The sequence below is a fragment of the Paenibacillus sp. FSL H8-0283 genome, from assembly GCF_045040675.1.
Lineage (GTDB): Bacteria > Bacillota > Bacilli > Paenibacillales > Paenibacillaceae > Paenibacillus > Paenibacillus amylolyticus.
This window is the reverse complement of the sequence record NZ_CP150295.1, coordinates 1,971,085-1,994,531: the sequence shown is the minus strand read 5'-3', so window position 1 is coordinate 1,994,531 and position 23,447 is coordinate 1,971,085. Positions and strand designations below refer to the sequence as shown.

Annotated in this window: 19 protein-coding genes; 2 read left to right on the top strand and 17 right to left on the bottom strand. The window is 45.6% G+C overall.

Features of this window, described 5'->3' with window-relative positions:
* Nucleotides 1-139 precede the first annotated feature (139 nt).
* The 9 genes from MHI52_RS09165 to leuB all read right to left on the bottom strand — a co-directional run bounded on the left by MHI52_RS09165 (nt 140) and on the right by leuB (nt 11,344).
* Nucleotides 140-2,266: an EAL domain-containing protein gene (locus tag MHI52_RS09165; protein ID WP_405158902.1), complete on the bottom strand. Its 2,127-nt coding sequence runs from the start codon at nt 2,264-2,266 to the stop codon at nt 140-142.
* 290 nt (nt 2,267-2,556) lie between these two features.
* Entirely contained in the window at nt 2,557-3,513 is a 957-nt protein-coding gene (locus tag MHI52_RS09160) for an aldolase catalytic domain-containing protein (protein WP_047842252.1), read from the bottom strand.
* An 83-nt stretch (nt 3,514-3,596) separates the two neighbouring features.
* Nucleotides 3,597-4,910 (bottom strand): DUF4129 domain-containing protein, encoded by a 1,314-nt coding sequence (locus tag MHI52_RS09155; protein WP_405158901.1) that lies wholly within the window; start codon nt 4,908-4,910, stop codon nt 3,597-3,599.
* Nucleotides 4,907-6,022 (bottom strand): DUF58 domain-containing protein, encoded by a 1,116-nt coding sequence (locus tag MHI52_RS09150; protein WP_036669763.1) that lies wholly within the window; start codon nt 6,020-6,022, stop codon nt 4,907-4,909. Before MHI52_RS09150 ends, MHI52_RS09155 begins: the two co-directional genes overlap by 4 nt.
* A 4-nt stretch (nt 6,023-6,026) precedes the next feature.
* Nucleotides 6,027-6,992 carry a MoxR family ATPase gene (locus MHI52_RS09145; protein WP_017689647.1) on the bottom strand — a complete coding sequence of 322 codons (966 nt, stop codon included), beginning with the start codon at nt 6,990-6,992 and terminating at the stop codon, nt 6,027-6,029.
* 121 nt (nt 6,993-7,113) lie between these two features.
* The gene (locus MHI52_RS09140; RefSeq protein ID WP_036610143.1) at nt 7,114-8,220 is read right to left on the bottom strand and encodes a PAS domain-containing sensor histidine kinase; all 1,107 of its coding nucleotides are present in this window, start codon (nt 8,218-8,220) and stop codon (nt 7,114-7,116) included.
* A gap of 448 nt (nt 8,221-8,668) precedes the next feature.
* Nucleotides 8,669-9,085, bottom strand: a complete 417-nt coding sequence (locus MHI52_RS09135) for a hypothetical protein (RefSeq protein WP_017689649.1) — start codon at nt 9,083-9,085, stop codon at nt 8,669-8,671.
* 356 nt (nt 9,086-9,441) lie between these two features.
* The gene (locus MHI52_RS09130) at nt 9,442-9,981 is read right to left on the bottom strand and encodes a peroxiredoxin (protein ID WP_036610146.1); all 540 of its coding nucleotides are present in this window, start codon (nt 9,979-9,981) and stop codon (nt 9,442-9,444) included.
* 277 nt (nt 9,982-10,258) lie between these two features.
* On the bottom strand, nt 10,259-11,344 hold the full coding sequence (leuB, locus tag MHI52_RS09125) for a 3-isopropylmalate dehydrogenase (RefSeq protein ID WP_036610148.1): 1,086 nt from the start codon (nt 11,342-11,344) through the stop codon (nt 10,259-10,261).
* A gap of 233 nt (nt 11,345-11,577) precedes the next feature.
* On the opposite strand from leuB, the gene MHI52_RS09120 reads away from it, so the two are divergent.
* A complete protein-coding gene (locus tag MHI52_RS09120) occupies nt 11,578-12,558 on the top strand; it encodes an aldo/keto reductase (protein ID WP_405158900.1) in 981 nt (326 codons plus the stop codon).
* A 380-nt stretch (nt 12,559-12,938) separates the two neighbouring features.
* Here the strand turns inward: MHI52_RS09120 and MHI52_RS09115 are convergent, their stop codons facing one another.
* The 4 genes from MHI52_RS09115 to ilvB all read right to left on the bottom strand — a co-directional run bounded on the left by MHI52_RS09115 (nt 12,939) and on the right by ilvB (nt 18,104).
* Nucleotides 12,939-14,480, bottom strand: a complete 1,542-nt coding sequence (locus tag MHI52_RS09115) for a 2-isopropylmalate synthase (RefSeq protein WP_017689653.1) — start codon at nt 14,478-14,480, stop codon at nt 12,939-12,941.
* Between the two features lie 139 nt (nt 14,481-14,619).
* Nucleotides 14,620-15,612 (bottom strand): ketol-acid reductoisomerase, encoded by a 993-nt coding sequence (gene ilvC, locus MHI52_RS09110; RefSeq protein ID WP_036669754.1) that lies wholly within the window; start codon nt 15,610-15,612, stop codon nt 14,620-14,622.
* Nucleotides 15,613-15,873: 261 nt separating this feature from the next.
* The gene (gene ilvN, locus MHI52_RS09105; RefSeq protein WP_127544450.1) at nt 15,874-16,356 is read right to left on the bottom strand and encodes an acetolactate synthase small subunit; all 483 of its coding nucleotides are present in this window, start codon (nt 16,354-16,356) and stop codon (nt 15,874-15,876) included.
* Nucleotides 16,353-18,104 carry a biosynthetic-type acetolactate synthase large subunit gene (gene ilvB, locus MHI52_RS09100; RefSeq protein WP_036610160.1) on the bottom strand — a complete coding sequence of 584 codons (1,752 nt, stop codon included), beginning with the start codon at nt 18,102-18,104 and terminating at the stop codon, nt 16,353-16,355. The genes ilvN and ilvB overlap by 4 nt, the downstream gene beginning before the upstream one ends.
* A 604-nt stretch (nt 18,105-18,708) precedes the next feature.
* On the opposite strand from ilvB, the gene MHI52_RS09095 reads away from it, so the two are divergent.
* Nucleotides 18,709-19,152, top strand: coding sequence for a GNAT family N-acetyltransferase (locus MHI52_RS09095; protein WP_405159374.1), 444 nt, complete (start codon nt 18,709-18,711; stop codon nt 19,150-19,152).
* A 6-nt stretch (nt 19,153-19,158) separates the two neighbouring features.
* Here MHI52_RS09095 and MHI52_RS09090 read toward each other — a convergent pair whose 3' ends face one another.
* The 4 genes from MHI52_RS09090 to MHI52_RS09075 all read right to left on the bottom strand — a co-directional run bounded on the left by MHI52_RS09090 (nt 19,159) and on the right by MHI52_RS09075 (nt 23,336).
* Nucleotides 19,159-19,548, bottom strand: a complete 390-nt coding sequence (locus MHI52_RS09090) for a hypothetical protein (protein WP_222215514.1) — start codon at nt 19,546-19,548, stop codon at nt 19,159-19,161.
* 214 nt (nt 19,549-19,762) lie between these two features.
* Nucleotides 19,763-20,725: an ABC transporter permease gene (locus MHI52_RS09085; RefSeq protein WP_253506968.1), complete on the bottom strand. Its 963-nt coding sequence runs from the start codon at nt 20,723-20,725 to the stop codon at nt 19,763-19,765.
* Entirely contained in the window at nt 20,726-21,805 is a 1,080-nt protein-coding gene (locus MHI52_RS09080; protein ID WP_036610168.1) for an ABC transporter permease, read from the bottom strand.
* On the bottom strand, nt 21,798-23,336 hold the full coding sequence (locus MHI52_RS09075) for an ABC transporter ATP-binding protein (RefSeq protein ID WP_127544457.1): 1,539 nt from the start codon (nt 23,334-23,336) through the stop codon (nt 21,798-21,800). The genes MHI52_RS09080 and MHI52_RS09075 overlap by 8 nt, the downstream gene beginning before the upstream one ends.
* Nucleotides 23,337-23,447 lie beyond the last annotated feature (111 nt).

The following is a 23,447-nucleotide window of genomic DNA, read 5'->3' as shown; positions in this document are numbered from 1 at the left end:
AGTTCCTTAGGAATTTAACAGTGATTTTACAAATAATAATATACCATGATCCTCTATAGCATGCAAGTCATATTTTCCATTTTTTTCATTACGCATCCATCAAAAAAAAGCAGGAGCACCCTCGCGCCCCCGCTGTTCCCTATCCTGTAGGCTTATCCACATCTCTCAAAAACTGCTTTTCAAATTCAGCGGCTTTAATCGGTTTGCTGAAGAAATAACCCTGAGCCTCGTGACAGTGTTGATTGCGAAGAAAGACCATCTGATCTTCGTTCTCCACACCCTCAGCTGTGACTTTCAGTTGTAAATGATGCGCCATTGAGGTGATGGTAGATACGATCGCTGCGTTATTGCTGTCCTCCATGACTTCATTCACAAATGAACGGTCAATCTTAAGCCGATCAATCGGCAGATCCTTCAGATAGTGCAACGAGCTGTATCCCGTTCCAAAATCATCAATACTGATATGCACACCAATTTCTTTGATTTTGCGCAACTGTTCGAATGACCGGTCTTTATCAAATGTCATGCTCTCTGTAATCTCCAGTTCAAGCCATACAGGCTCTAGTCCCGTCTCTTTGAGAATGCCATTGATATTGTCCAACAAATGGGAGTGCCTGAATTGTCTCATCGACAGATTCACCGAAACACACAGTTTACGATAACCGGCTTCCTGCCACTGTTTGTTCTGTGCACACGCTTCACGAAGCACCCATTCACCTAGTGGCACAATGAGCCCACTCTCTTCTGCCAGAGGAATAAAATCCGCCGGAGATACCGAGCCTCGCTGCGGATGCTGCCAACGCACCAAAGCTTCCATGCCGACGATTAGCCCACTTTGCAGATTAACCTGCGGCTGGTAGACCAGGTAGAACTGACCTCGATCCAACGCCTTGCGCAGATCGTTCTCAAGCTGCAAACGCTCCTGTGCCTTCATCTGCATCGCATGGGCAAAACGATTCAGTTCCATTCCTTGTTCCTTAGCACTGTGCAAAGCCGTATCGGCATTTTGAATAATCTCCAGTGGTGACTCCCCATCATGTGGGAAAATGGCCATCCCAATTCCAAGTGTCAGATGATACTCATTGCCATCAACCAAGACGGGCTTCTCAAAAAGTTGCAAAATGGATCTTGTCCGACGCAACGCTGTATCGGTTGAACTGAAATCTGTCATCGTTAATGCAAACTCATCTCTTCCCAATCCAAAGACTTCTTCTCCTGGAAGGGACAATTGTTTCAGTCGTTGACCTACCTGACGCAAAACACGGTTAGCTGCTTGCTGTCCAAGCGAATCATTAATGGTCTTGAACCGATTAATATTCAGGACCAATACACCAACAAGCTGTTCCTGCACCACGGCATCATCCATCATCTTTTTCAGCTGCTGTGAAAGGCGACGACGGTTTGGAAGTCCCGTCACGTCATCATGATGAGCAATATAGTTCATCTTGGCTTCCGCGACCTGCTGTTGCAGGAAAGGTGTGTCCACTACGGACGTATACAGCCCTTTTTGAATGAAAAAATATGCCATACAATTACTCAGCAATCCTAATAATAGATTGAGATCGTTCACCCCAGTTGCTGAAACAAAATAACATTCACCAAAAAAGAAACACAGAATGCCACATAGAATGGTTGGTAAATCACCGTCTTTGGTTTTTTTCCATTGTACAAACAAAAGAACTGAAATAATGCCATAGAGCAATCCAACCATAAGATGAACTCGGGTGAAGACACCACCAAGCACTTCCCCATCAAGCATACTCGGCAACATGCTCCATTCCTGAATAGCCAATATGTACAAAATAACAAAGGTACCCAATGTCCCACTTAAAAGCAAGAATTTGCGTGGTAATGCAAATTCTTTCTCATTTAAGGTATACACGAGCAATAATCCTACGGAACATACCAAAGATCCCATGGTTGACATCATTAAGGAGAACTCCGATTCCATCATGGCTCCATTTGGAATCTCTTCTGCAAATGAAACGATATGAACCAGTTCAAACAGACCAATCAATAAAAAGAGTGTTGTCAATAATGTCCTCCGAAGCGTTAGCTTCTGTGTCCGAAACAACCAGCTTTGATTATAGATGCCGATACAAGCCGCTACCGCAGCAAATCCACCCAAGAGTGTCAAAACCGGGTAACCCGATATGATCAGATCAGAGCTTGAAGAAGAACGAAACCATTGACTTGCGAGGAAACATAATAAGCCGCCCACAGCGACCCAACTTATTTTTCTCTGATCTTGCAGATTAACCTTCATGCCGTGTTTTCCTTCCCGGGATCACCTATCCTGAATTACATTAACCAAACTCAACAACTTACTACACGATTCGACAAAAAAACATATTAACCAACGTTCAATTCACATGCATACACATGCTATCTGGTACATAATAACATTTAATTTTGTATACGTGAACTAAAAAATAGTTACTCCTAGGAATATTTATTCACAAATATATAGAAAAACAAGGCATTTAGAACTAAAAAAACATGGATCTCCAGTTAGAGTCCATGTTTTCCTATTTTGCAACTGTATTTCAGACTATATTACTTATCAAAATTCACTTCTGGTGTTGTTAATTTATCATAGAAATCAACAACCTTATCCTTGTCTTCCGATGAGCGAATCGCCATTGCTGAACGTGGATGCTCGTCCAACGCGCCTGTAATCATGTAAGGCAGAATGTAACCCCATTCTTCTTTTTCTCTGAGCGGAACCATCAACTGTTCCAATACACCAAGTACTGGACGCAGATTGTATTTTGTTCCTTTCAGATGAGCTACGAGCAATTCGGTTGGACAGTTTCCAGCAGCACGGCCCATACCATACACAGAAGCATCAAGCAGTTCAACGCCAAGTTCTGCCGCAACCAATGTGTTAGAAAACGCAAGTTGCATATTATTATGTGTGTGAACACCAAGACGTTTGTTAGGCAAGTGAGTCTTGAACTTCTCTACCAGATATTTCACATCATTATGGTCCAAGCTACCGTAGGAGTCTACAATGTAAACAACATCCACAGCGCTTTCTTTGATCAATTCAAATGCTTCCAGCAATTCATTCTCCATAACATTGGAGAGTGCCATAATATTAAGTGTAGTTTCATATCCACGATCATGGAATGTTTGAACCAGTGCAAGTGCCTTGTCTACATCTTTGCTGTAGCAGGCAACCCGGATCAGATCCAGCATGCTCTCACTGCGAGGCAAGATGTCATTTTCGTCCACACGTCCAACGTCAACCAGTGCAGACAGTTTGGTATTGCCTTTTTGAGGAATAACTTTACGCAGGAAATCATCGTTCAGGAAACGCCATGGTCCTGCTTCCTCGGCACCTTTAAGCAACTTCGGAGAGTTCTTATATCCAATTTCCATATAATCAACGCCGGCTTCATTCAATCCAGCATATAGCTGTTGAACAAAGTCCACGCTAAAGTCCCAATTATTCACCAATCCGCCATCACGGATCGTACAATCTACAATTTTGCAATGATTTGTCTTCATTAATGTCTGCTCCTTTTCTGACCAACTTGTGTATTCCTCTCATGATACTTGAACGTGACAAGAAAAGTAAAGGGATTCCGGACTTATTTACTTCGATAAGATCTCCAGATTCGGTCAATCTCAACCATATCGGAACGATCGAGAGCTTTCTCTCCATAACGAACGGCATTATACGTATCTGGCAGTCTCGCAGACAGCTCATCTTCTTCTACCTTCACACCATTCTGAATAATGGTCTGTGCAGCCTCCAGCGGAGTATGCGCCCCCTGTATTTCCACGCCTCGATGAGCTGCTCTTTCAATCCAAGTCCGATAGTAATACCGAACACGTTCGGCATCCTGTGCAGGGGGCGCCTCTTTCTTGCGAAACCAATTCTTTCGGACTTTTGCTGGCGCATCAAGCGTCTCACTGACATCGATATACTCCGTCCGTGGTTCTGTCTTCTTTTCACCTGGTTGTAACATCCCCTTGAATCGGTCCATAAGTCTGTTTATCGTTTTTTGTCCCAACCTCAGAAGCAGCCACAGAATTGCTCCTGCTACAGCACACATCACTACCCATCCGAGGATGTTCCAGAAGACTGAGGGCTCGGATGGCGGCTCTCTCCAGTCATTCGGTATATTTAACTGCTGATTGGGGTTGTCCATTGGTAATCGTGGCTCCTCGCCGGAAATCGGACCAAACCATCCCCTGATCCATGCGAGCAAGCGATCACGTAGCGGTCCCAGCCAGGAAGCCAGACTTGGGAAAGCACCAATCGCTACGATAACAATAAACATCCACATGAACCGCTGATGATTCGCACGTGCAAAATCTCTTAATACCAATCTTCTCTTGCCGTCATTGAGTATTGCCTGATCCAGTTGCAGCATATATCGTCCAACTAGCCAAAAGGCAAAGCTGATCACTCCGGCAATATAGATCCATAGGGTATAGGTTCGTATTGGCTGCATGAATTCCAACGCATTCGAAGCAATCATAAGCACGATTGCACTGATTACACCCATAATCTGCAAGCGCCATAACAATACAGAATGAAAGACTGGCTGGAGGGTCAGACCTGCATAAGCCGAGATGACTCCACACAGTACCAATGTGATGATATCCGGCAACGGGAGAATAAGGCTCAACCCAACAACGAGTGCGAAGAGAAATCCTATGACAAGTGCCGCTAGTCCACGAATGAGTGTACTTTTCTCGCTAAAACCTGGAATTTTATGCTGAATGAATTGTCCCAACCAACCTACAAGAACAACCAGGATGAATAATGTGTACGGCAAATGTTCCATTGCGTAGAATGAAGCAAGCGTAAATATCGGAAAAAGGTATATGCCAGCCATCAAGACGGCAAGCATTGTTATGAGTCCTGTGGTCGTTGCTACCGGTCTGTTCCTCATGCACTCACCGCCTTCGTATTACCCTTCACGTCCTCTACCGGGAGAATCGTTACACGATGTCCTTGTTCGTGCAGACGTGCAATCTCGTGCTCCATAGCGGCAGATACATAGGATGTAATCAGCAGATAGCTGCGGATTTGCTGTGCTTCTTCATTCAGACGTACTTCATCATTCAGGAATTGCTCCATGGGCACCATACATTTCAATTCTGTCTCAGCCATAGCTTCCAGTAACCGTTCCAGATGGGGCGTGCCATAATCCGGTTCAATCCGAAGTGTATCGCGGCCTCCACCCACATGATAACCATTATGGGCGAAACCTGCTGGCAACCCTCTACCGATGGCATCCACTGCAGCCGTGGCAGCGTAACGAAGTGCCCGCTCAATCTTTTCCGGTCGAGTAACAACACTCCACATATCTGCAGATTCCTGAATATTGACTACAATCCAGGATTGCGGATCAGCCGTCCATCCCTGTTTGTAGACTTGTAATTCACCTGTACGTGCACTCGCTTTCCAGTGAATACGATTCATGGGGTCGCCTGCACCATAAGGCCGAACACCCAGGATCAAGAAAGGATCTTCAACGATCCATCGTGATACTTCCACTTCTCCCTGCCATACCTGATAAATTGCAGGAAGATCCTCTGCATTCACTAATGAAGGATACACGATCATAGACATTTGCAAAGGAATTGGTTTGGTGGAACGCCACACGCCAAAGAGATCCCCACCTGTCATCGTTGCTGTATTTAATGGATAAATTCCACGCTGAGTACATGTAAAAGGATGCTTGCGCGTAATACGAGTAAACGGTTTTAACGTAAAAATACTCTTATGGTTCTGATAGATTTCTCCTTGACTAATATCCATACCTGAGCCGGAACGAAATACAAACGACACTGGCATCATCGATTCAAGTCTGAGCCACGGTACGGAGACTCGTTTCTCATTCGATATCGTCTCCACCATCTCAAGTTCATCTCCAGCGTAACAACGCAGCTTGCTGAATTGTCTGCTGTATCTGAGTTTTCGCAGTGCAGGTCGTCCAAACCACACACCATGTATAACAACGACAATGCCTCCAACAAGGACAAGCCATAATAATGCCATAAGATTAACGCCCGCTTGTAGCGAGATTCTCCGTAGGCACTTCTGTCTGATTCAGAAGTTCCTGGATGATACGCTCCGCCAAGCCCTCTTGTTGTCTGATCCTGTTACGGAATACCAGTCGGTGGGCCAGCACAGGTTCCGCCAGCACTTTAATATCATCAGGCAAAACAAAGTCTCTGCCATGCAGTGCAGCCCATGCCTGACTTGCCTTGAGTAATGCCTGAGCCCCTCGTGGACTTACGCCAAGCGAGAGCTCTGGATGTTGCCTTGTCGCTTCGGTTAACTGAATGATATATCGTAGCAGATCTTCGTTGATTTGCACTGTTTTATACGTATCCTGCGCCTTCAAAAGTTCTTCACGACTGATCACTGCCGAGAGATCATCAACAGAACGACTGGCTACCGTACGTCTCAAAATTTCTACACTCTCTTCACTGCTTGGATAACCCATGCGAATTTTCATCATAAAACGATCCATCTGCGCTTCAGGTAGTGGAAAAGTTCCTTGGTTATCTACAGGATTCTGGGTGGCGATAACGATGAATGGCCGTTCCAGCTGTCTCGTTGAACCGTCGATACTGATCTGGCGCTCTTCCATACACTCCAGCAAACTTGATTGTGTACGCGGTGTAGCCCGGTTAATCTCATCGGCTAGTACAAGATTGGCAAACAAGGGGCCGGGTCGGAATTCAAAATCCCCTTCTTTTTGATTAAAAAAATGAATCCCTGTTAAGTCAGAGGGCAACAAGTCCGGTGTAAACTGGATGCGTTGGAATGTGCAGTCCAATGAGGAAGCTACCGATTTGGCGAGCATCGTTTTTCCGGTACCCGGTACATCCTCCAGCAGCACATGTCCTGACGCTATGATCGCTGTCATCACCAGCTCTATCGTATGCTCTTTTCCCACAATCACTTTTCCCACATGATCCATCAATTGTTGATTCATTCGTTCCATTCCTTGGATTTCCATCTGCATCTCATCCTTCCGTTATGGAGCTTATGTATTCGCATTCATTACTAACTATAACCGTTATTAGCAACATAAAACAAAGGAGTTGGCAAATGGCCAACTCCTTAACTCCCCGCTTTTCTCAATATACCAAGGGTAACATAATTATAAACCGCGTGCCTTCGCCCTTTTTGCTATCCACAGAGATGGTGCCCCCATGGTTCTTGATGATTCGGTAACTCACCGAAAGTCCAAGCCCCGTTCCGCTCTCCTTGGTCGTGAAGAATGGATCAAACAGACGTACAAGCGTGTTATGGTCCATCCCATGACCGTTATCCGCGATGGAGATCTGTACGAACTTGTTTTCCGTGGCGGTAGATATTCGAATTAGACCCGTATGTTCTTCGCCAACTTCCTCAATGGCATCCATTGCGTTTTTCACCATATTCAAAATAACCTGCTTAATCTGTTTGACATCAATGGACACATTCAGCGGGGCATCCCCTTCATCCAGTACGATCTCGCATCCCTTCATCAACCCTTCACTTTCGGTCAGCAAGACCACCTCTTTGAGCAAAGAGTCGACGGATATCACGGTCTTCTGTGGAGCTGACGGTTTGGAAGAATTCAAAAATTCGTAGATGATGTCATTCGCCCGATCAATCTCCGTCAGTATGATTCGAGCGTACTCGTCTTTGCCGAGCTGCAGCAAATGGGGCCTGAGCAGTTGAATGAACCCACGGATTGCAGTCAACGGATTACGAATTTCATGAGCAATAGATGCTGAAATTCGCCCCAGCATCGCAAGTTTGTCATTTTGATAAGCGGTCTGTTCAATTTGTTTATAATCAGATACATCTTTGACGCTGAACAAAAAGTCGCCATCCATCTGATCACCGTACGTCACAGTAACCAGCCAATGCCTTCCGTATTCATCAATCAATTCATGATAGCGCTTACGGTGAAAAATAGTTTCCCGATAGATACGTAAAATTTTCTTTTTCTTGAATCGGCTCATCTGCGGATGATGCAGCATTTGCATCAGGGTGCAGCCGCTCAACAGACTTCTTGGAAGTTCCAACAACTTTGCCATCTGAACGTTAATAAACGTCAATACACCGTGACTGTCAAACAACATAATACCGCTATCCAGATGTTCCAGTACATTCTCGTACTTGTTGTTATCCAGATGCACAGGCGGGAAACCATCCGTTGGTTGAGGCACTGTATCCTGAAATTCACTAATCATGTCAGGTTCCTCCTTTTCACGTAAATGATAAACTTGCCATTCGGACATCATATCATCACAGAAACAGGAAGGGCCGATTTTATTTTTCATTACCGGTGCCCTTTCGTTGGGGGGCTGAGCCGAAAATATGGATGCCATGGCCGGAACTCAAGCTGGTCTATTCCCGGTAACCAACAGTTGATCCGGAAAATCATATACGTTTGTCCCATTCTGACCTTCTCCTATTCCCAAACACGAACATTTTTTGCTCCGCCTCTTTTGCAAGTCTGTTTTTATCATAGACAAGTTTATAGAAGAGAGTCAATCGGAGAAAGTGTCGAATGGAAATTATTTTAAAAAAAACCTCGAATTAGTTCCAGAACACAGCACAAAAACGAAGCCGTTTCACCCAGTTAGGCAAATCAGCTTCGTTTTTAATATCTTTAATTGGTGATATATCCGAGATCATCTATAGTCCGGTCTTATTATGCTGAATTTTCAGTCTGCGCTGACTCATCACAGCTAATCGACGTTTAAGTTCGCTTTCCCACTTCTCGTCTTTGGTTTCCTTCGCGAGCCTGAGCAAATCCAGAGCCATATCAATCTGGCGTTGCACAATGACCATGGCATCCTCGCTCTCACGGTTTACACAGTTTTCAAAAATCGCATCCTCATCTTCTGTAACATAATCTTGAAAGTCGATCTCGGATGCACCGTCTCCATGCGCATATTCAGCCAGAATTTCGTATTCGTTTTCCACTTTATAATGCACCTCAACCCGGTGACACACCGGGCAAAACAGCAGGGGAACATTATGAACCTGGGTGCGGTAATGCTTCAGCGTGCCCTTCGTTCCAACCATACTTGCCCCACAACAGTAACTCATTTTTGTTCACCCTCCTTATTACGTGCCGGGACTTTTTTGTTAAAATGCCATCCCGTACACTTACAGCACTTCCAAAAAGGAATAGTTCCATCAGTGTATCACATTCATGTACAGATTATAAATGCAGAGCACCGGAATATTTACCGGGTTTCCATACCCTATTCGCCTTAAAGGCCATCAATTCCTCTTTCAACAGATAAAAAGAAGACTTTCTTCTAATATATTATTAACACGCTTAGCTGCTTGTTCAAACACTTTTAGTTAACTTCGTGATAACTTCCGCCAAAAGGGTGCAAAAAGCCCTCAATCCCTAACGGGATGAGGGCTTGAACAAAAACCGTTCAAGTTAACCTGGCTTACAGGTTAGTGTCGCCTGGTTTCCAGTTCATTGCACACAATCCGCCGGATTGCAGTGCTTGCAGTACGCGAAGTGTTTCTTCAACACTACGGCCTACATCGTTGTGGTTAACCACTTGATATTTCAATTCGCCTTCTGGATCGATGATGAACAGGCCGCGCAATGCTACGCCTTCTTCTTCGATCAGAACGCCATAATCTTTAGCCACTTGCTTCGTGATATCGGAAGCCAGTGGGAAGTTCAATTGACCCAGACCATTGCTGTCTACAGGTGTATTGATCCATGCTTTGTGGCTGTGTACGGAGTCTACACTCACGCCAAGGATTTCTGTATCCAAAGCTTTGAATTGCTCGGAAGCAACGCTCAAAGCTGTAATTTCAGTTGGGCACACAAATGTGAAGTCCAAAGGATAAAAGAAGAATACAAGCCATTTGCCACGATAATCGGACAGTTTAACGGAACCAAAGTCTTGTCCATCTCCCGATACTGTTTCCATTGCGAAATCCGGTGCTGGTCTACCTACCAAACGTTCTGCCATAACTAAAAATTCCTCCTTTGGGATTATGTAAGCATCCTTGCGGATTGCTCATCATCAAGAAAAACGCGTACGCTTTTCCTGTAATTAAAATGATTTGAACCTTGATAACAAGTACAAGTAAAATGTTATCATCCGGACTTCCCAAAGTCAAGATTATAAACATTATTTTTTTATAATCATTATAAATAAGGATTTTTCGTGGCAAAAATGATAAAGGAACAGCCCTCTGTACATTCCATAACTGGAAACAAAGGGCTGCCTGTAGTTGGTAATATAATTACGCCTGTTTCTGAATAGCCGCCACGATCAAATCGCCCATTTCGGTCGTGCTGATCGCTGTGCTCTTGTCTACAGCAATATCACTCGTGCGGTGTCCTGCGTTCAATACATCCGATACAGCCGCTTCAATGGCATCCGCACCTTCTGTATAACCAAAGGTTGTACGGAACATCAATGCCAAAGAGAGAATGGTTGCAATCGGATTAGCGAGGCCTTGACCTGCGATATCCGGTGCAGAACCGTGTACCGGCTCATAGAGTCCGAAGCTGCCCTCTCCCAGTGATGCAGATGCGAGCATACCGATGGAACCCGTCAACATCGCTGCTTCATCACTCAAGATATCTCCGAACATGTTTTCCGTTACGATGACATCGAAGCTGGATGGACGACGCAGCAATTGCATCGCGCAGTTGTCTACCAGTACATGCTCCAGTTCAACATCCGGATAATCCGGTGCTACCCGGTTCACGACTTCACGCCAGAGACGGGAAGTTTCCAATACGTTGGCTTTGTCTACAGAAGCCAGCTTTTTGCGACGTCCTTGCGCAATTTCGAATGCCTGACGAACGATCCGCTCCACTTCTGTTACATTATATGCACATGTATCTACTGCCTCTTCGCCCTGTGCACTTTCACGTCTGAACTTCTCTCCGAAGTAGATACCACCTGTCAGCTCACGTACCACCATCAGATCTGTACCTTCAAGTACTTCAGGCTTCAGAGTTGAAGCATCCTTCAAGCAATCAAATACAACAGCCGGACGCAGGTTGGAGAACAATCCAAGTGCTTTGCGAATACCCAGCAGGCCTGTTTCCGGGCGAAGCTCTTTGCTGTTGTTATCCCATTTTGGACCACCAACCGCTCCAAGCAGGACTGCATCTGCACTTTTACATACGCTCAGTGTTTCTTCAGGAAGAGGTGTACCCTTCTCATCAATCGCGATTCCGCCAAACAACGCATGCTCTGTCTCAAAACGATAACCGAATACTTCCTCCGTACGTTTAAGAACTTTCTCAGCCTCAGCTACGACTTCAGGGCCGATTCCGTCACCTGCAATAACTGCAATTTTTTTCACGTCTGCCATTGGGTTGTCCACTCCTTATATTTCATTCATTAATTATTCATAAAGTAACGTCTCATATTAACTCTCTCTTTTGTATCATATTCCAAGGTCATTTGACCAAGATATACAATCTATGACTTTAATAGATTTTACCTATAAGCCAATAGAGATTGGCCTTTCCAAGTTGTTCTGACCTCCCGGCTGGGTTAAAATATAGCTGAATTCAAATCAGGTACGCAGGAGGGATAAGCAACATGCAATATTCGTATTTGGGTAAATCAGGCCTCAAGGTCAGTCGAATCTGTCTCGGTACCATGAATTTCGGGCCTGCTACAGATGAAAAAGAAGCTTTCCGCATTATGGACGCAGCACTCGATGCAGGCTTGAACTTTTTTGATACCGCTAACATCTACGGTTGGGGTGAAAATTCCGGCCTTACCGAAGAAATTATCGGACGCTGGTTCAACCAGGGTGGGGGCAGACGTGAAAAAGTAGTTCTGGCCACCAAAGTCTATGGCTCCATGCATGATGATACAGATGGCCCCAACAACGAAGCTGGCCTCTCCGCCTACAAAATCAGACGGCATCTGGAGGGTTCCCTCCGCCGCTTGCAGACCGATCATATCGAGCTGTACCAGATGCATCATGTAGACCCTGCCATATCGTGGGACGAGCTGTGGGGTTCGTTCGAGAATGCCGTTCATCAGGGTAAAATCGGTTATGTAGGATCGAGTAACTTTGCTGCATGGCAGATTGCAATCGCTCAAAGTGAAGCCAAGAATCGTCATTTCCTCGGCCTGGTTTCCGAACAACATAAATATAGCCTCAACTGTCGTTTGCCTGAGTTGGAAGTACTGCCCGCAGCCAAAGAGCTGGGCCTCGGCGTCATTCCATGGAGTCCACTGGATGGTGGATTACTGGGACGTAACGCTCTGCAGAAGCTGGAAGGAACACGCAGTGGAGGCATCGCTGGACGGATCGAGCAGCAGCAAACTCAGCTTGAAGACTTTGCCGCACTATGTCGTGATCTCGGTGAACCACAGGATACGGTAGCTTTGGCATGGGTTGCAGCCAATCCGGCAGTGACCGCCCCGATTATCGGACCGCGTACACTGGAGCAGTTTGAGACAGCACTCAAATGTCTGGATGTAACTTTGGATGAAGCCGTGCTCAAACGTCTGGATGAGATTTTCCCGGGTCCAGGTGGACATGCCCCTAATGCATACGCGTGGTAATAGCTTGATAGTGTAAGCCAATGCAATAGGTAATCGTAGAAAAGGTTCTGTGTTTTACTGCCATAATTATATAAATCAGCATTTTGCATAATTCGAATTATACCGCTCACGGGTACAAGATATAGACGAACAGAATCATTTCGATCTATATCTTGCTGATTGGAAGACGCTTAGAGGTTATGCAAAATGCTCAAATACAAGCAAAAGAGTCTGGCCCTCCACAGGAGAGTCAGACTCTTTACGTACCTCACTAAACGTAACAAAGCAAGCCGAACGATCTTCTATATCCATTAAATTAAAGATATATCATTCTAGCAGCATACATGTATCTCAGCTTAAAGTTCAGTTCAATGAAGGCTGCGTGCTTCTTGCATTGGAGCCTACAGATTAACGTTTACACGGTTCGTATATGTCTTGCGCTTCTCAATCAATTGATTCAGGCCGTCTACATAGGCACGTGCGCTTGCACCCAATATATCTGTGCTTACGCCACGTCCTTGTACCGAAACCTGATTCTGAGTCAGCACAACATGTACTTCACCCAATGCATCCTTACCGTGCGTTACCGATTTGATGGAGTAGTCAGACAACGTTACATCTTCCCCACTCACTTGGTCAATCGCATTGTAGATCGCATCTACCGATCCGTTACCTTCTGCTTGCTTCTCAAGCGTATCCCCGTCAAGCGTTGCAATGCGGACTTTGGCCGTTGGTACCGATTCATCTCCGTACGTTACGAAGATGGATTCCAGTTTATACACCTCAGGTGCATCCTGCAATTTCTCTTCAATTACGGCAAGCAGATCTTCGTCAGTAACTTCTTTTTTCTTATCAGCCAGATCTTTGAACTGAGCAAAAGCACGATTCAATGCTTCTTCTTCCAGCTCATATCCCAGATCAATCAACCGTTCACGGAAGGCATGACGACCAGAATGTTTACCCAGTACAAGTTTGCTTTCCTTCAGACCGATGGACTCTGGAGTCATAATCTCGTACGTGGTTTTTTCCTTCAACATGCCATCCTGGTGAATGCCGGATTCATGTGCGAAGGCATTCGCCCCAACAATGGCTTTGTTTCCAGGCACAACCATACCTGTCAAACGGCTAACCAAACGACTGGTCCGTGCAATCTCAGACAACTGCAGCGATGTTTTCGCCTGGAAAAATTCCTGACGTGTCTCCAGTGCCATAGCAATTTCCTCGATCGCCGTGTTTCCGGCACGTTCACCAATGCCATTGATCGTACCTTCGATCTGATCGGCTCCGTTGAGAATGGCTGCAAGTGTATTGGCCGTCGCCATACCCAAGTCATTATGACAGTGGGCGCTCAGCTGTACCTTTTCAATACCGTGTACATTCTCCTTGAGATGTTTGAAAATGTTTCCGTATTCATATGGGCTCAGGTAACCAACCGTATCCGGAATATTCACGACGGCTGCACCTTCTTCAACAGCCATATTCACCATTTCCACGAGGAAATCATACTCGGTACGACCTGCATCCTCAAGGGAGAATTCAATCTTCGAGAATGTTTTCTTTGCATAACGAATCGCGGAACGAGCTGTATCCAGTACCTGCGCTTTGTCCATGCGCAATTTATGTTGGCGGTGAATAGGTGAAGTTGCCAGGAAAACGTGAATGCACGGGTCCTGTGCACCTTTAAGTGCTTCCTTAACCGCATCAATGTCTTGCTCTCTGGAACGGGACAAGCCAATTACAGTCACATTTTTGACCGCATTTGCTACTGCATTGACAGCTGCCAGATCACCTGGAGATGCCGCCGGGAAACCCGCTTCCATCCGGTCAATGCCAAGCCGCTCGAGCTGATGGGCAATTTCCACCTTTTCACGAGTGTTCAGATTGACTCCCGGGGATTGCTCTCCATCACGCAGCGTTGTGTCAAATACATAGATTTTACGCACGCTTCGCACCTCCTGTACTTGTTATTATATGTTTCTCTGAACCAGCAATAGCGGCTCACGCATAAGCACGGCCGCTATTCCCAGTTAAAGCTCTAAGTTTACTTGATTACCTTAAAGTGCATGCTCTAGAAGTTAATGCTTACTTCTTGATCCAGTGCATCATCTCACGCAATTGTCCGCCAACCACTTCGATTGGGTGTTCAGCTTCGTTACGACGAGTTGCTGTCAAGAATGCACGTCCGGATTGGTTTTCCAGAATGAAGTCGCGTGCGAATTTACCTTGTTGGATATCCGTCAGCACTTCTTTCATTGCTTTCTTCGTATCTTCAGTTACAACGCGAGGTCCAGTTACATAGTCACCGTACTCAGCTGTGTTACTGATGGAATCACGCATGCTTGAAAGTCCGCCTTCATACATCATGTCAACGATCAGCTTCAGTTCGTGCAGACATTCGAAGTATGCCATTTCAGGAGCGTAACCCGCTTCTGTCAATGTTTCGAATCCAGCTTTTACCAATGCACTCACGCCACCACACAGAACAGCTTGCTCACCGAACAGATCTGTTTCTGTTTCTTCACGGAAGGAAGTTTCGATAACCCCTGCGCGTGTACAACCGATACCTTTAGCATAAGCCAAACCGATTTCTTTAGCTTTACCCGTTGCATCTTGCTCAATCGCGATCAGGCCCGGTACACCAAAACCTTCCACATAAGTACGACGTACCATGTGACCAGGGGACTTAGGAGCTACCAGCAATACATCGCTGTTTTTTGGAGCAACGATTTGACCAAAATGAACGTTGAAACCGTGTGAGAAGAGCAATGCAGCGCCTTCTTTCAGGTTTGGTTCGATTTCGTTTTTGTATACAGAAGCTTGAGTTTCGTCTGGCAGCAAGATTTGAACTACATCTGCGCGGCTTGTTGCTTCAGCCGGGGACAGAACTTCAAATCCGTCATTTTTTGCAGTGTCGAAGGATTTACCTTCACGAAGTCCGATGACTACGTTCAATCCACTATCACGAAGGTTTTGAGCTTGGGCGTGGCCCTGGCTACCATAACCGATTACCGCGATCGTTTTTCCTTTCAATACGTTAAGCTCTGCATCCTGTTCATAATAAGTAGTTACTGGCATGTTTATAAGTCCTCCTTTGTATTGTAAAGAACCCTTCATTAATGAGCGGGTGTCTCAAGGGACCGCCTCGCTTGGAGTGTCAAAAGCATCTCTGGTCTGATCCGATCCGTTCAGACACCCGCCCATTAATGCGGGAATGTAGCTATATTTTCAAGCGTTACATCACTAAAATGTTAAATTACAACTGTTAAGGGACTGACACTCACATAAGATCAACTGTATATGTTAGCTAACCGTCGTCCCTCTTCATTCATTATAACTTTATACGTTGCCGCGTACCAATGCAGTTATGCCTGTACGGGACAATTCGCGAATGCCATATGGCTTGAGCAATTCAATCATAGCATCAATTTTGTCCGTATCTCCAACTACCTGCACAATCAGGCTGCTCGGACCAACATCTACAACGGATGCGCGGAATGTTTCTACCACACCCAGAATTTCAGGACGCTCGGAAGGCTCTGCTTTCACTTTAATCAAAGCGAGTTCACGGGCTACCATCGGTTTCAGGCTGAAATCAACCACTTTAATAACATCGATGATTTTATACAATTGTTTCTCAATCTGCTCCAGCGTTTTATCGTCACCAATGGTGACAATAACCATCCGGGAGAGTCCAGGTTCTTCCGATTGACCTACGGTAATACTCTCAATGTTAAATCCGCGTCGACCGAACAACCCTGATACACGCTGAAGGACGCCTGGCTGATCGTTTACCAATATTGAAATCGTATGTCTAATCATTCGTCAGCATCCCCCATCAGCATTTGATCAATTGTTGCTCCCTGCGGAACCATTGGATACACATTTTCATCCTTGCGTACTACGAATTCTACAACGACTGGTCCTGGTGTATCCAAAGCTTCCTGCCAAGCACGCGCTGCTTCTTCTTTATTCGTTGCACGCAATCCTTTCACGCCATATGCTTCAGCCAGTTTTACAAAATCCGGGCTTCCTGCCAGATCAATGTGGCTGTAACGGTTCTCATAGATGAGTTCCTGCCATTGGCGAACCATTCCAAGTACCTGATTGTTAATGATCACAATTTTTACCGGTATATTGTTAATAGCACAGATTGCGAGTTCTTGGGAACACATCTGCATTCCGCCGTCACCGTTAATGGAGATAACAAGTCTGTCCGGATTGGCCATCTGAGCACCAATTGCAGAAGGGAATCCGAAGCCCATCGTTCCGAGACCACCCGAAGTTACCCATGAACGTGGTTGATTAAACTTGTAATATTGTGCCGCCCACATCTGATGTTGTCCCACATCCGTAGTCACAATCGCTTCACCTTTGGTTGTATCATTCAACATTTCAACAACCCACTGCGGTTTCAGCACTTCGTCTGAATCCGTATAGCTGTATGGCTTCTCTTGTTTCCACTGTTTGATCTGGTCTCTCCATGCATCTGCACGCTCTGCACGTCCAACTTCTTTGTTGGCTATTTCAAGTACGGTCTTCACATCACCAACGATTGGAATATCGGTTGCAATGTTTTTACCAATCTCAGCCGGATCAATATCGATATGAACGATTTTGGCATGTGGAGCGAATCCGTCCAGCTTACCTGTTACCCGATCATCGAATCGTGCGCCGATATTAATCAGCAGATCCGACTGTTGGATGGCCAGGTTGGATGTGTATGTTCCGTGCATTCCTGGCATCCCTGTCCATAGTTCATGCCCACTTGGGAATGCACCAAGCCCCAGAAGGGTTGTCGTAATCGGAATGCCTGTCTTCTCAACAAACTCGAACAGTTCTTCATGTCCTCCCGAGTATACCACACCGCCACCGGCCAGAATCATTGGACGTTCTGCTTCCTGAATGGCCTGAGCCAAACGGTCAACCTGCAGTTTGTTTGGTACTGTCCGTGGATTGTACCCTCTTAATGTAACAGGTTCAGTACTTGGTTCAAACAAGGTTTTGTTAGCTGAGACATCTTTCGGAATGTCGATCAGTACAGGACCTTTACGGCCGGTGTTGGCAATATGGAATGCCTCATGAATGATACTCGACAAATCCTTAACATCTTTTACCAGATAGCTGTGTTTGGTGATCGGCATTGTAATCCCGGTAATATCCGCTTCCTGGAAAGCATCGGAGCCGATCAGGCTGGAATTAACATTTCCCGTAATGACAACCAGCGGCACAGAATCCATATATGCCGTGGCTATTCCAGTAACCAGATTGGTTGCTCCCGGCCCGGAGGTAGCGATACAAACACCAACTTTGCCGCTTGCACGTGCATATCCGTCAGCTGCATGAATTGCACCTTGTTCGTGACGGGTTAAGACGTGTTTGAAATCCTCGAAACCATACATTGCATCGTAAATGTACAACACTGCGCCACCCGGGTAACCAAATACGCAATCCACACCTTCAAGCAACAAACTTCTCAGCAGAATCTCGGAACCGCTAATGACCTCCGGCTTCATCCATTTTTCACGTAATTCATCTGTCGATCGTACTTCTGGAATTTGAGCTCCCATTAGTCATCCTCCTCTCGGAATTTACACCATTCTGACATTTAAAGTTACAAAAAAAACCTTCCATCCCCTGCAAACAAGTTCATGCTTGCGAGGGACGAAAGGTTATCGCTTCCGTGGTACCACCCAACTTTGCCCGAAATTTCGCAATAACGGACCTTACCAGGTACAACAAAACGAATAGCTCAAACGAACATAGTCGTTTCCCATACCTGTTGTCTGTAACGCAGACATACGATTTTCCCTAATACGCGAAAGGAGTGACATCCAGTGCTTTTCAGGAAAACAGCTCCGAGGTGAGCTCGTATATAAGGGATAATGGTGGTGGTTTCAGCAATTCCAGCCACTCTCTGAGCAAAAGAGCCCTTAAAACTTCGTCCTCTTCATAGCCGATGAAATATTCTCGTTAAATGTTAGGAACATTATATGATTCCTCCAACCGATAAGTCAATACCTGTTTTGCATAAAAATTCAGAGAACCTTCCTTCCTCCCTCTTCAGCCTATAAGGTTGCCCTAATCCCAGCGCTTCATTCAGTCACCTTTTATCTTGCTTCGGGCATAGGATATACGAGCAGCACGACTGGTCCTGAAAGGAGGCTCCGCATGGTGATTCGGCAACGCACATCCAAGCTAGATGATGGCCCCATCATGAAGCTGATTGACACTCAACTTGTTCCTTTATCCCATATGAGCGAAAAGGAAATTAATAAAATCCGCAAAGAAATACCCCTGCGAATGAACAGGGGCATGACCTTTGTTGTCTCGCCGGAGCCAGACAAAGCTGCTGTGGCATTCATCCATTTTCTCATGCATGGGGAATTGCTCTATGTCGATATGATGGCCGTTAGTCCGAAAGAACAACGCAAACGTTACGGGCAAACTTTGTTGCTCAAAGCAGAGAGCTTTGCGGTATCTCGGGGTTGTCGAAGATCTAAAGTGATGGTGGATGAGGGCAATACCAAAGGGCTTCAGTTTTATCAAAAAAATGGATACAGTGCGATTCGATACATCATGATAAGCCGCTGCTACGAATTGGAAAAAACATTATAGAATGTCCTAGAAAAATCCTGGCGGGCGTGGACCTGGACCATAAGGGCCGAATCCAGGACCAGGTCCATATCCGCCACCAGGTCCTCCAGGTCCATATCCCGGTCCGTAGCCTGGACCATATCCAGGCCCTGGTTTTGGTCCAGGTCCATATCCGGGACCAAAGCCGGGACCACCTCCATAAGCATAAGGCAGTGTAGCAATAGCGAGCAGATCAAACAATACCAGTGGCAGAATCGCTTTTGTACTTACTTTTTTGCCATTCAAACGCTTGAGTACCAGTTTGTTGCCCGATACTTTCAACAGCTTTCCCGTAACCCGAGTGCCGTCTTTTTTGATTGCAACAATATTTTTGCCTATTAATTTCATCGCTTCATCACGCGTAACTTGTTGTTTCATACTTTCCCCTCCTCCTCGGATCGTTCAAAACAGTGTATTCGTCCATCACTGAATTCGCCTGTTTCTTTGTCCCTACCTGAAAATATGGGTATCTGCACGAGAACCAAGTTAAGCATGTAAAAGTCGATGGGCGTTCAAGAAAACAAAAAAAGGCCCGCACAAGGCGGACCCTTTATCAGAACTCTGAATAGCTAAGCTGATATGGAAAAGGTTGTTACCTTTTACCCGGATCATATGCTTCACCGAGTGCAGACGGAGCCGAAGAACGTCCAACCGCTGCAACGAGAACGATGATGGTAAGCAGGTAAGGCAGCATAAAAATAATTTCCTGGGGAATATTTTGTGACCATTCAAACAACTGTACATAGTTTCGGATCGCTTGTGAGAATCCAAAGAAGACAGCCGCCCCAAAGGCACCAATCGGATTCCACTTACCAAAGATCATAGCTGCAATGGCAATATAACCTTGGCCGGAAACCGTATTGTGTGAGAATGTACCCGTAGTCGTCAACGTAATCGCAGCTCCACCAATAGCCGCAAGCGCACCACTGATCATAACGCCAATATAGCGATAACGAAGCACTTTAACACCAACCGTGTCAGCCGCACTTGGATGTTCACCTACAGAACGAAGGCGCAGACCAAATGGCGTTTTGAACATGATGTAATACGTCAGGAATACGAACAGAATGGCCAGATATGTCGTTGGATATACGTTCTTAAAGAAGGCTTCTCCAAGCAAAGGAATGTCTTTCAACAATGGCACATCAAACTTGCTGAAGCCTTGAACCAACGGTGAATCACCAGAACCTTCAAACAACAGTTTAACCAAGTACAACGTACTTCCTGCTGCCAAAAAGTTAATGACGATACCACTGATAATCTGGTCTGCCTTAAATGTGATAGACGCAACGGCATGAATCAGAGATACCAGTACGCCCAATACAATCGCAAGCAAAACCCCCATCCAGGCCGATGTCGTTCCACCCATGCCAGCTTCTTGAGCATAATGCGCCCCGATTCCAGCTGCAAAGGCACCAAATACCATAAAACCTTCAAGTCCCAGGTTGGTTACACCTGATTTTTCAGAAAAAATTCCGCCGAGTGATGCAAAAATCAATGCCGTAGCAAAGACAAGCGTCGTATTGATAATTTGCCCAATTGTCAACAAGTCCATCTACAACACCTTCTCTTTCTTACGCTTCGAATAGAACGGTTTAAGTATCCAGCGCACGATGCCTTGTGCCGCAATGAAGAAGATAATCGAACCGATCACAATCCGAATAATCTCAGGCGGAACATCCGCAGCAAAACTCATACCTGCAGATCCGTACGTGAGGGTACCAAACAACACTGCCCCCAATAACACCCCAAACGGATGATTCAAACCAATCAGGGCAACTGCAATTCCGTCAAAGCCTGTTCCCGGTGAACCCGACATTACGGTTTGGTATTGGAACACACCAAGAACCTGGAATGCACCGCCAAGACCGGCAAGCATACCACTGATAAACATCGCTTTTACGATATTCCGGTTAACATGCATACCTGCATATTCAGCCGCATTAGGGTTGTAACCTACCGCGCGGATTTCATAACCTTGTTTTGTTTTCCACATATAGATATAAAAGAGCACAGCCATCACAAGGGCAATCAACGTCCCCATGTGTACACGGGAGTTACCCATCAGTTCAGAGAGCCATGTCAAACTAATCGAAGCCGATTCGCTGATATCCACGGAACGATTCTCGCCCTTCAACAGCAAGAATTGGCGAACGATAAGGTTGGCCAGATACAGACCAATCCAGTTCAACATGATACTACTGATAACTTCATTGACCCCACGTGCCGCCTTTAGATAACCAGCAATAGCGGCCCACAGACCACCAAACAATGCACCGGCAATCAAAGCCAGTGGCGCATGGAGGTAGATCGGCAAACCTGCAAATTTAACACCAACAAATGTTGCAGCGGTCATACCAACGAGAAATTGACCTTCTCCACCGATATTAAACAACCCTGCACGTGATGCAAATGCAAATGCAAGTCCAGTCATAATTAGTGGTGTCATTTCCCGTACTGCTTCACCAAAGTTGTACATGTCGCCAAATACCTTGGTGAACAATGCACCATAGGCTTCAATTGGATTGTAACCACCAATCAGCATGACAACTCCACCGAGAATAAGACCCATAATAATAGCTACTACAGGCAAAATAAATGAATCTCGGGTAAACCATTTCAATACGTTATTCATGCGCAGTACCTCTCTTTTGGGTGCTGCCCGCCATCATCAAGCCGAGCTCCCTGTCATTGGTTTCTTCCGGCAGCACCTCACCAACGATCTGTCCTTCATAAATAACAGCAATTCGGTCAGATACATTGATAATCTCATCAAGCTCAAATGAAATCAGTAGAACAGCCTTCCCTTGATCGCGCTGTGCAATCAGTTGCTTTTGCACGAACTCAATAGCCCCTACATCCAAACCACGCGTTGGTTGCGCAGCGATAAGCAGTTCAGGGTTTTTATCTACCTCACGGGCGATAATGGCCTTTTGCTGGTTTCCTCCGGACAAGGACCGAGCTTTGGTCTCAATGCTTGGTGTACGCACGTCAAAAGCCTCAACAAGCCGCTTCGCCTGCTGTTTGATGGCATCGAAGTTAAGGAACCCTTTACGGGTGTATGGTGCTTTATAATACGATTCCAGAACGATATTTTCACTCACTGAAAAATCAAGTACAAGTCCGTGTTTATGTCGATCTTCCGGAATGTGGGCTACACCCGACTCCGAGATATGGCGCGGAGAATGATTGGACAGCTCCTTGCCCTCCAAAAGAATCGAACCGCTCTCTACTTTACGAAGTCCGGTAAGAGCTTCAATCAGTTCACTTTGCCCGTTACCATCCACGCCTGCGATTCCGACAATCTCTCCTGCACGTACGTTCAGGTTAAGTTGGTTCAGAACCGAAATACCTTCTTTATTCTTGGCCGTTAATTTACTGACTTCGAGCACATTGGCTCCAGGTGTAGCCGGTTTTTTGTCCACTTTGAATGTGACATTCCGCCCCACCATTTTCTCTGCCAGCTCATTCGGATTCGTTTCCGAAGTTTTGACCGAATCAATTACTTTACCCCGACGAATAATGGTTACTGTATCGGAGATTTCCATAATCTCTTTCAGTTTGTGTGTGATCAAAATAATGGACTTTCCTTCAGCAGCAAGCTTCTTCATGATGATTATCAATTCTTTAATCTCTTGAGGAGTCAATACGGCTGTAGGCTCGTCAAAAATCAAAATATCTGCACCACGATACAATGTTTTTACGATCTCAACTCGCTGCTGCATTCCGACAGAAATATCATGAATCTTGGCATGAGGATTCACTTTCAGTCCATACTGTTCAGACAGACGCTGAACTTCAGCGGCTGCTTTTTTATAATTAATATTGAGACCCTTCGTTGGTTCAGATCCCAAAATAATGTTCTCTGTTACCGTGAACGGCTGTACAAGCTTAAAGTGCTGATGCACCATGCCGATGCCAAGATCGATCGCTCGGTTAGGACTGTCGATGATGACAGGCTTGCCATTCACTTCAATGGAACCTTCATCTGGCTGATAGAGACCAAAAACAATATTCATCAACGTTGACTTACCAGCGCCGTTTTCGCCCAGTAGCGCATGGATCTCGCCTTTACGAAGCTGAAGGCTGATGGCGTCGTTGGCAACAATGCCTGGGAAACGCTTCGTAATTTGTTTTAACTCAACGACGGGGGTTGCTGCACCCATGTAATCACCCTTATAACTGATATAGTGTGGTTCCGCAAACGTAAAAAAAAACGTCTATCGACGTACTTTCAAAGAAGACAGACCACGCTTAGCTGAAGTTTTTCTTGCGAT

Bases quoted from the DNA above. Each gene is read 5' to 3' on its own strand.
- MHI52_RS09165 (WP_405158902.1), bottom strand. From the start codon at position 2,266: ATGAAGGTTAATCTGCAAGATCAGAGAAAAATAAGTTGGGTCGCTGTG.
- MHI52_RS09160 (WP_047842252.1), bottom strand. From the start codon at position 3,513: ATGAAGACAAATCATTGCAAAATTGTAGATTGTACGATCCGTGATGGC.
- MHI52_RS09155 (WP_405158901.1), bottom strand. From the start codon at position 4,910: ATGAGGAACAGACCGGTAGCAACGACCACAGGACTCATAACAATGCTT.
- MHI52_RS09150 (WP_036669763.1), bottom strand. From the start codon at position 6,022: ATGGCATTATTATGGCTTGTCCTTGTTGGAGGCATTGTCGTTGTTATA.
- MHI52_RS09145 (WP_017689647.1), bottom strand. From the start codon at position 6,992: ATGGAAATCCAAGGAATGGAACGAATGAATCAACAATTGATGGATCAT.
- MHI52_RS09140 (WP_036610143.1), bottom strand. From the start codon at position 8,220: ATGATTAGTGAATTTCAGGATACAGTGCCTCAACCAACGGATGGTTTC.
- MHI52_RS09135 (WP_017689649.1), bottom strand. From the start codon at position 9,085: ATGAGTTACTGTTGTGGGGCAAGTATGGTTGGAACGAAGGGCACGCTG.
- MHI52_RS09130 (WP_036610146.1), bottom strand. From the start codon at position 9,981: ATGGCAGAACGTTTGGTAGGTAGACCAGCACCGGATTTCGCAATGGAA.
- leuB (WP_036610148.1), bottom strand. From the start codon at position 11,344: ATGGCAGACGTGAAAAAAATTGCAGTTATTGCAGGTGACGGAATCGGC.
- MHI52_RS09120 (WP_405158900.1), top strand. From the start codon at position 11,578: ATGCAATATTCGTATTTGGGTAAATCAGGCCTCAAGGTCAGTCGAATC.
- ilvC (WP_036669754.1), bottom strand. From the start codon at position 15,612: ATGCCAGTAACTACTTATTATGAACAGGATGCAGAGCTTAACGTATTG.
- ilvN (WP_127544450.1), bottom strand. From the start codon at position 16,356: ATGATTAGACATACGATTTCAATATTGGTAAACGATCAGCCAGGCGTC.
- ilvB (WP_036610160.1), bottom strand. From the start codon at position 18,104: ATGGGAGCTCAAATTCCAGAAGTACGATCGACAGATGAATTACGTGAA.
- MHI52_RS09090 (WP_222215514.1), bottom strand. From the start codon at position 19,548: ATGAAACAACAAGTTACGCGTGATGAAGCGATGAAATTAATAGGCAAA.
- MHI52_RS09085 (WP_253506968.1), bottom strand. From the start codon at position 20,725: ATGGACTTGTTGACAATTGGGCAAATTATCAATACGACGCTTGTCTTT.
- MHI52_RS09080 (WP_036610168.1), bottom strand. From the start codon at position 21,805: ATGAATAACGTATTGAAATGGTTTACCCGAGATTCATTTATTTTGCCT.
- MHI52_RS09075 (WP_127544457.1), bottom strand. From the start codon at position 23,336: ATGGGTGCAGCAACCCCCGTCGTTGAGTTAAAACAAATTACGAAGCGT.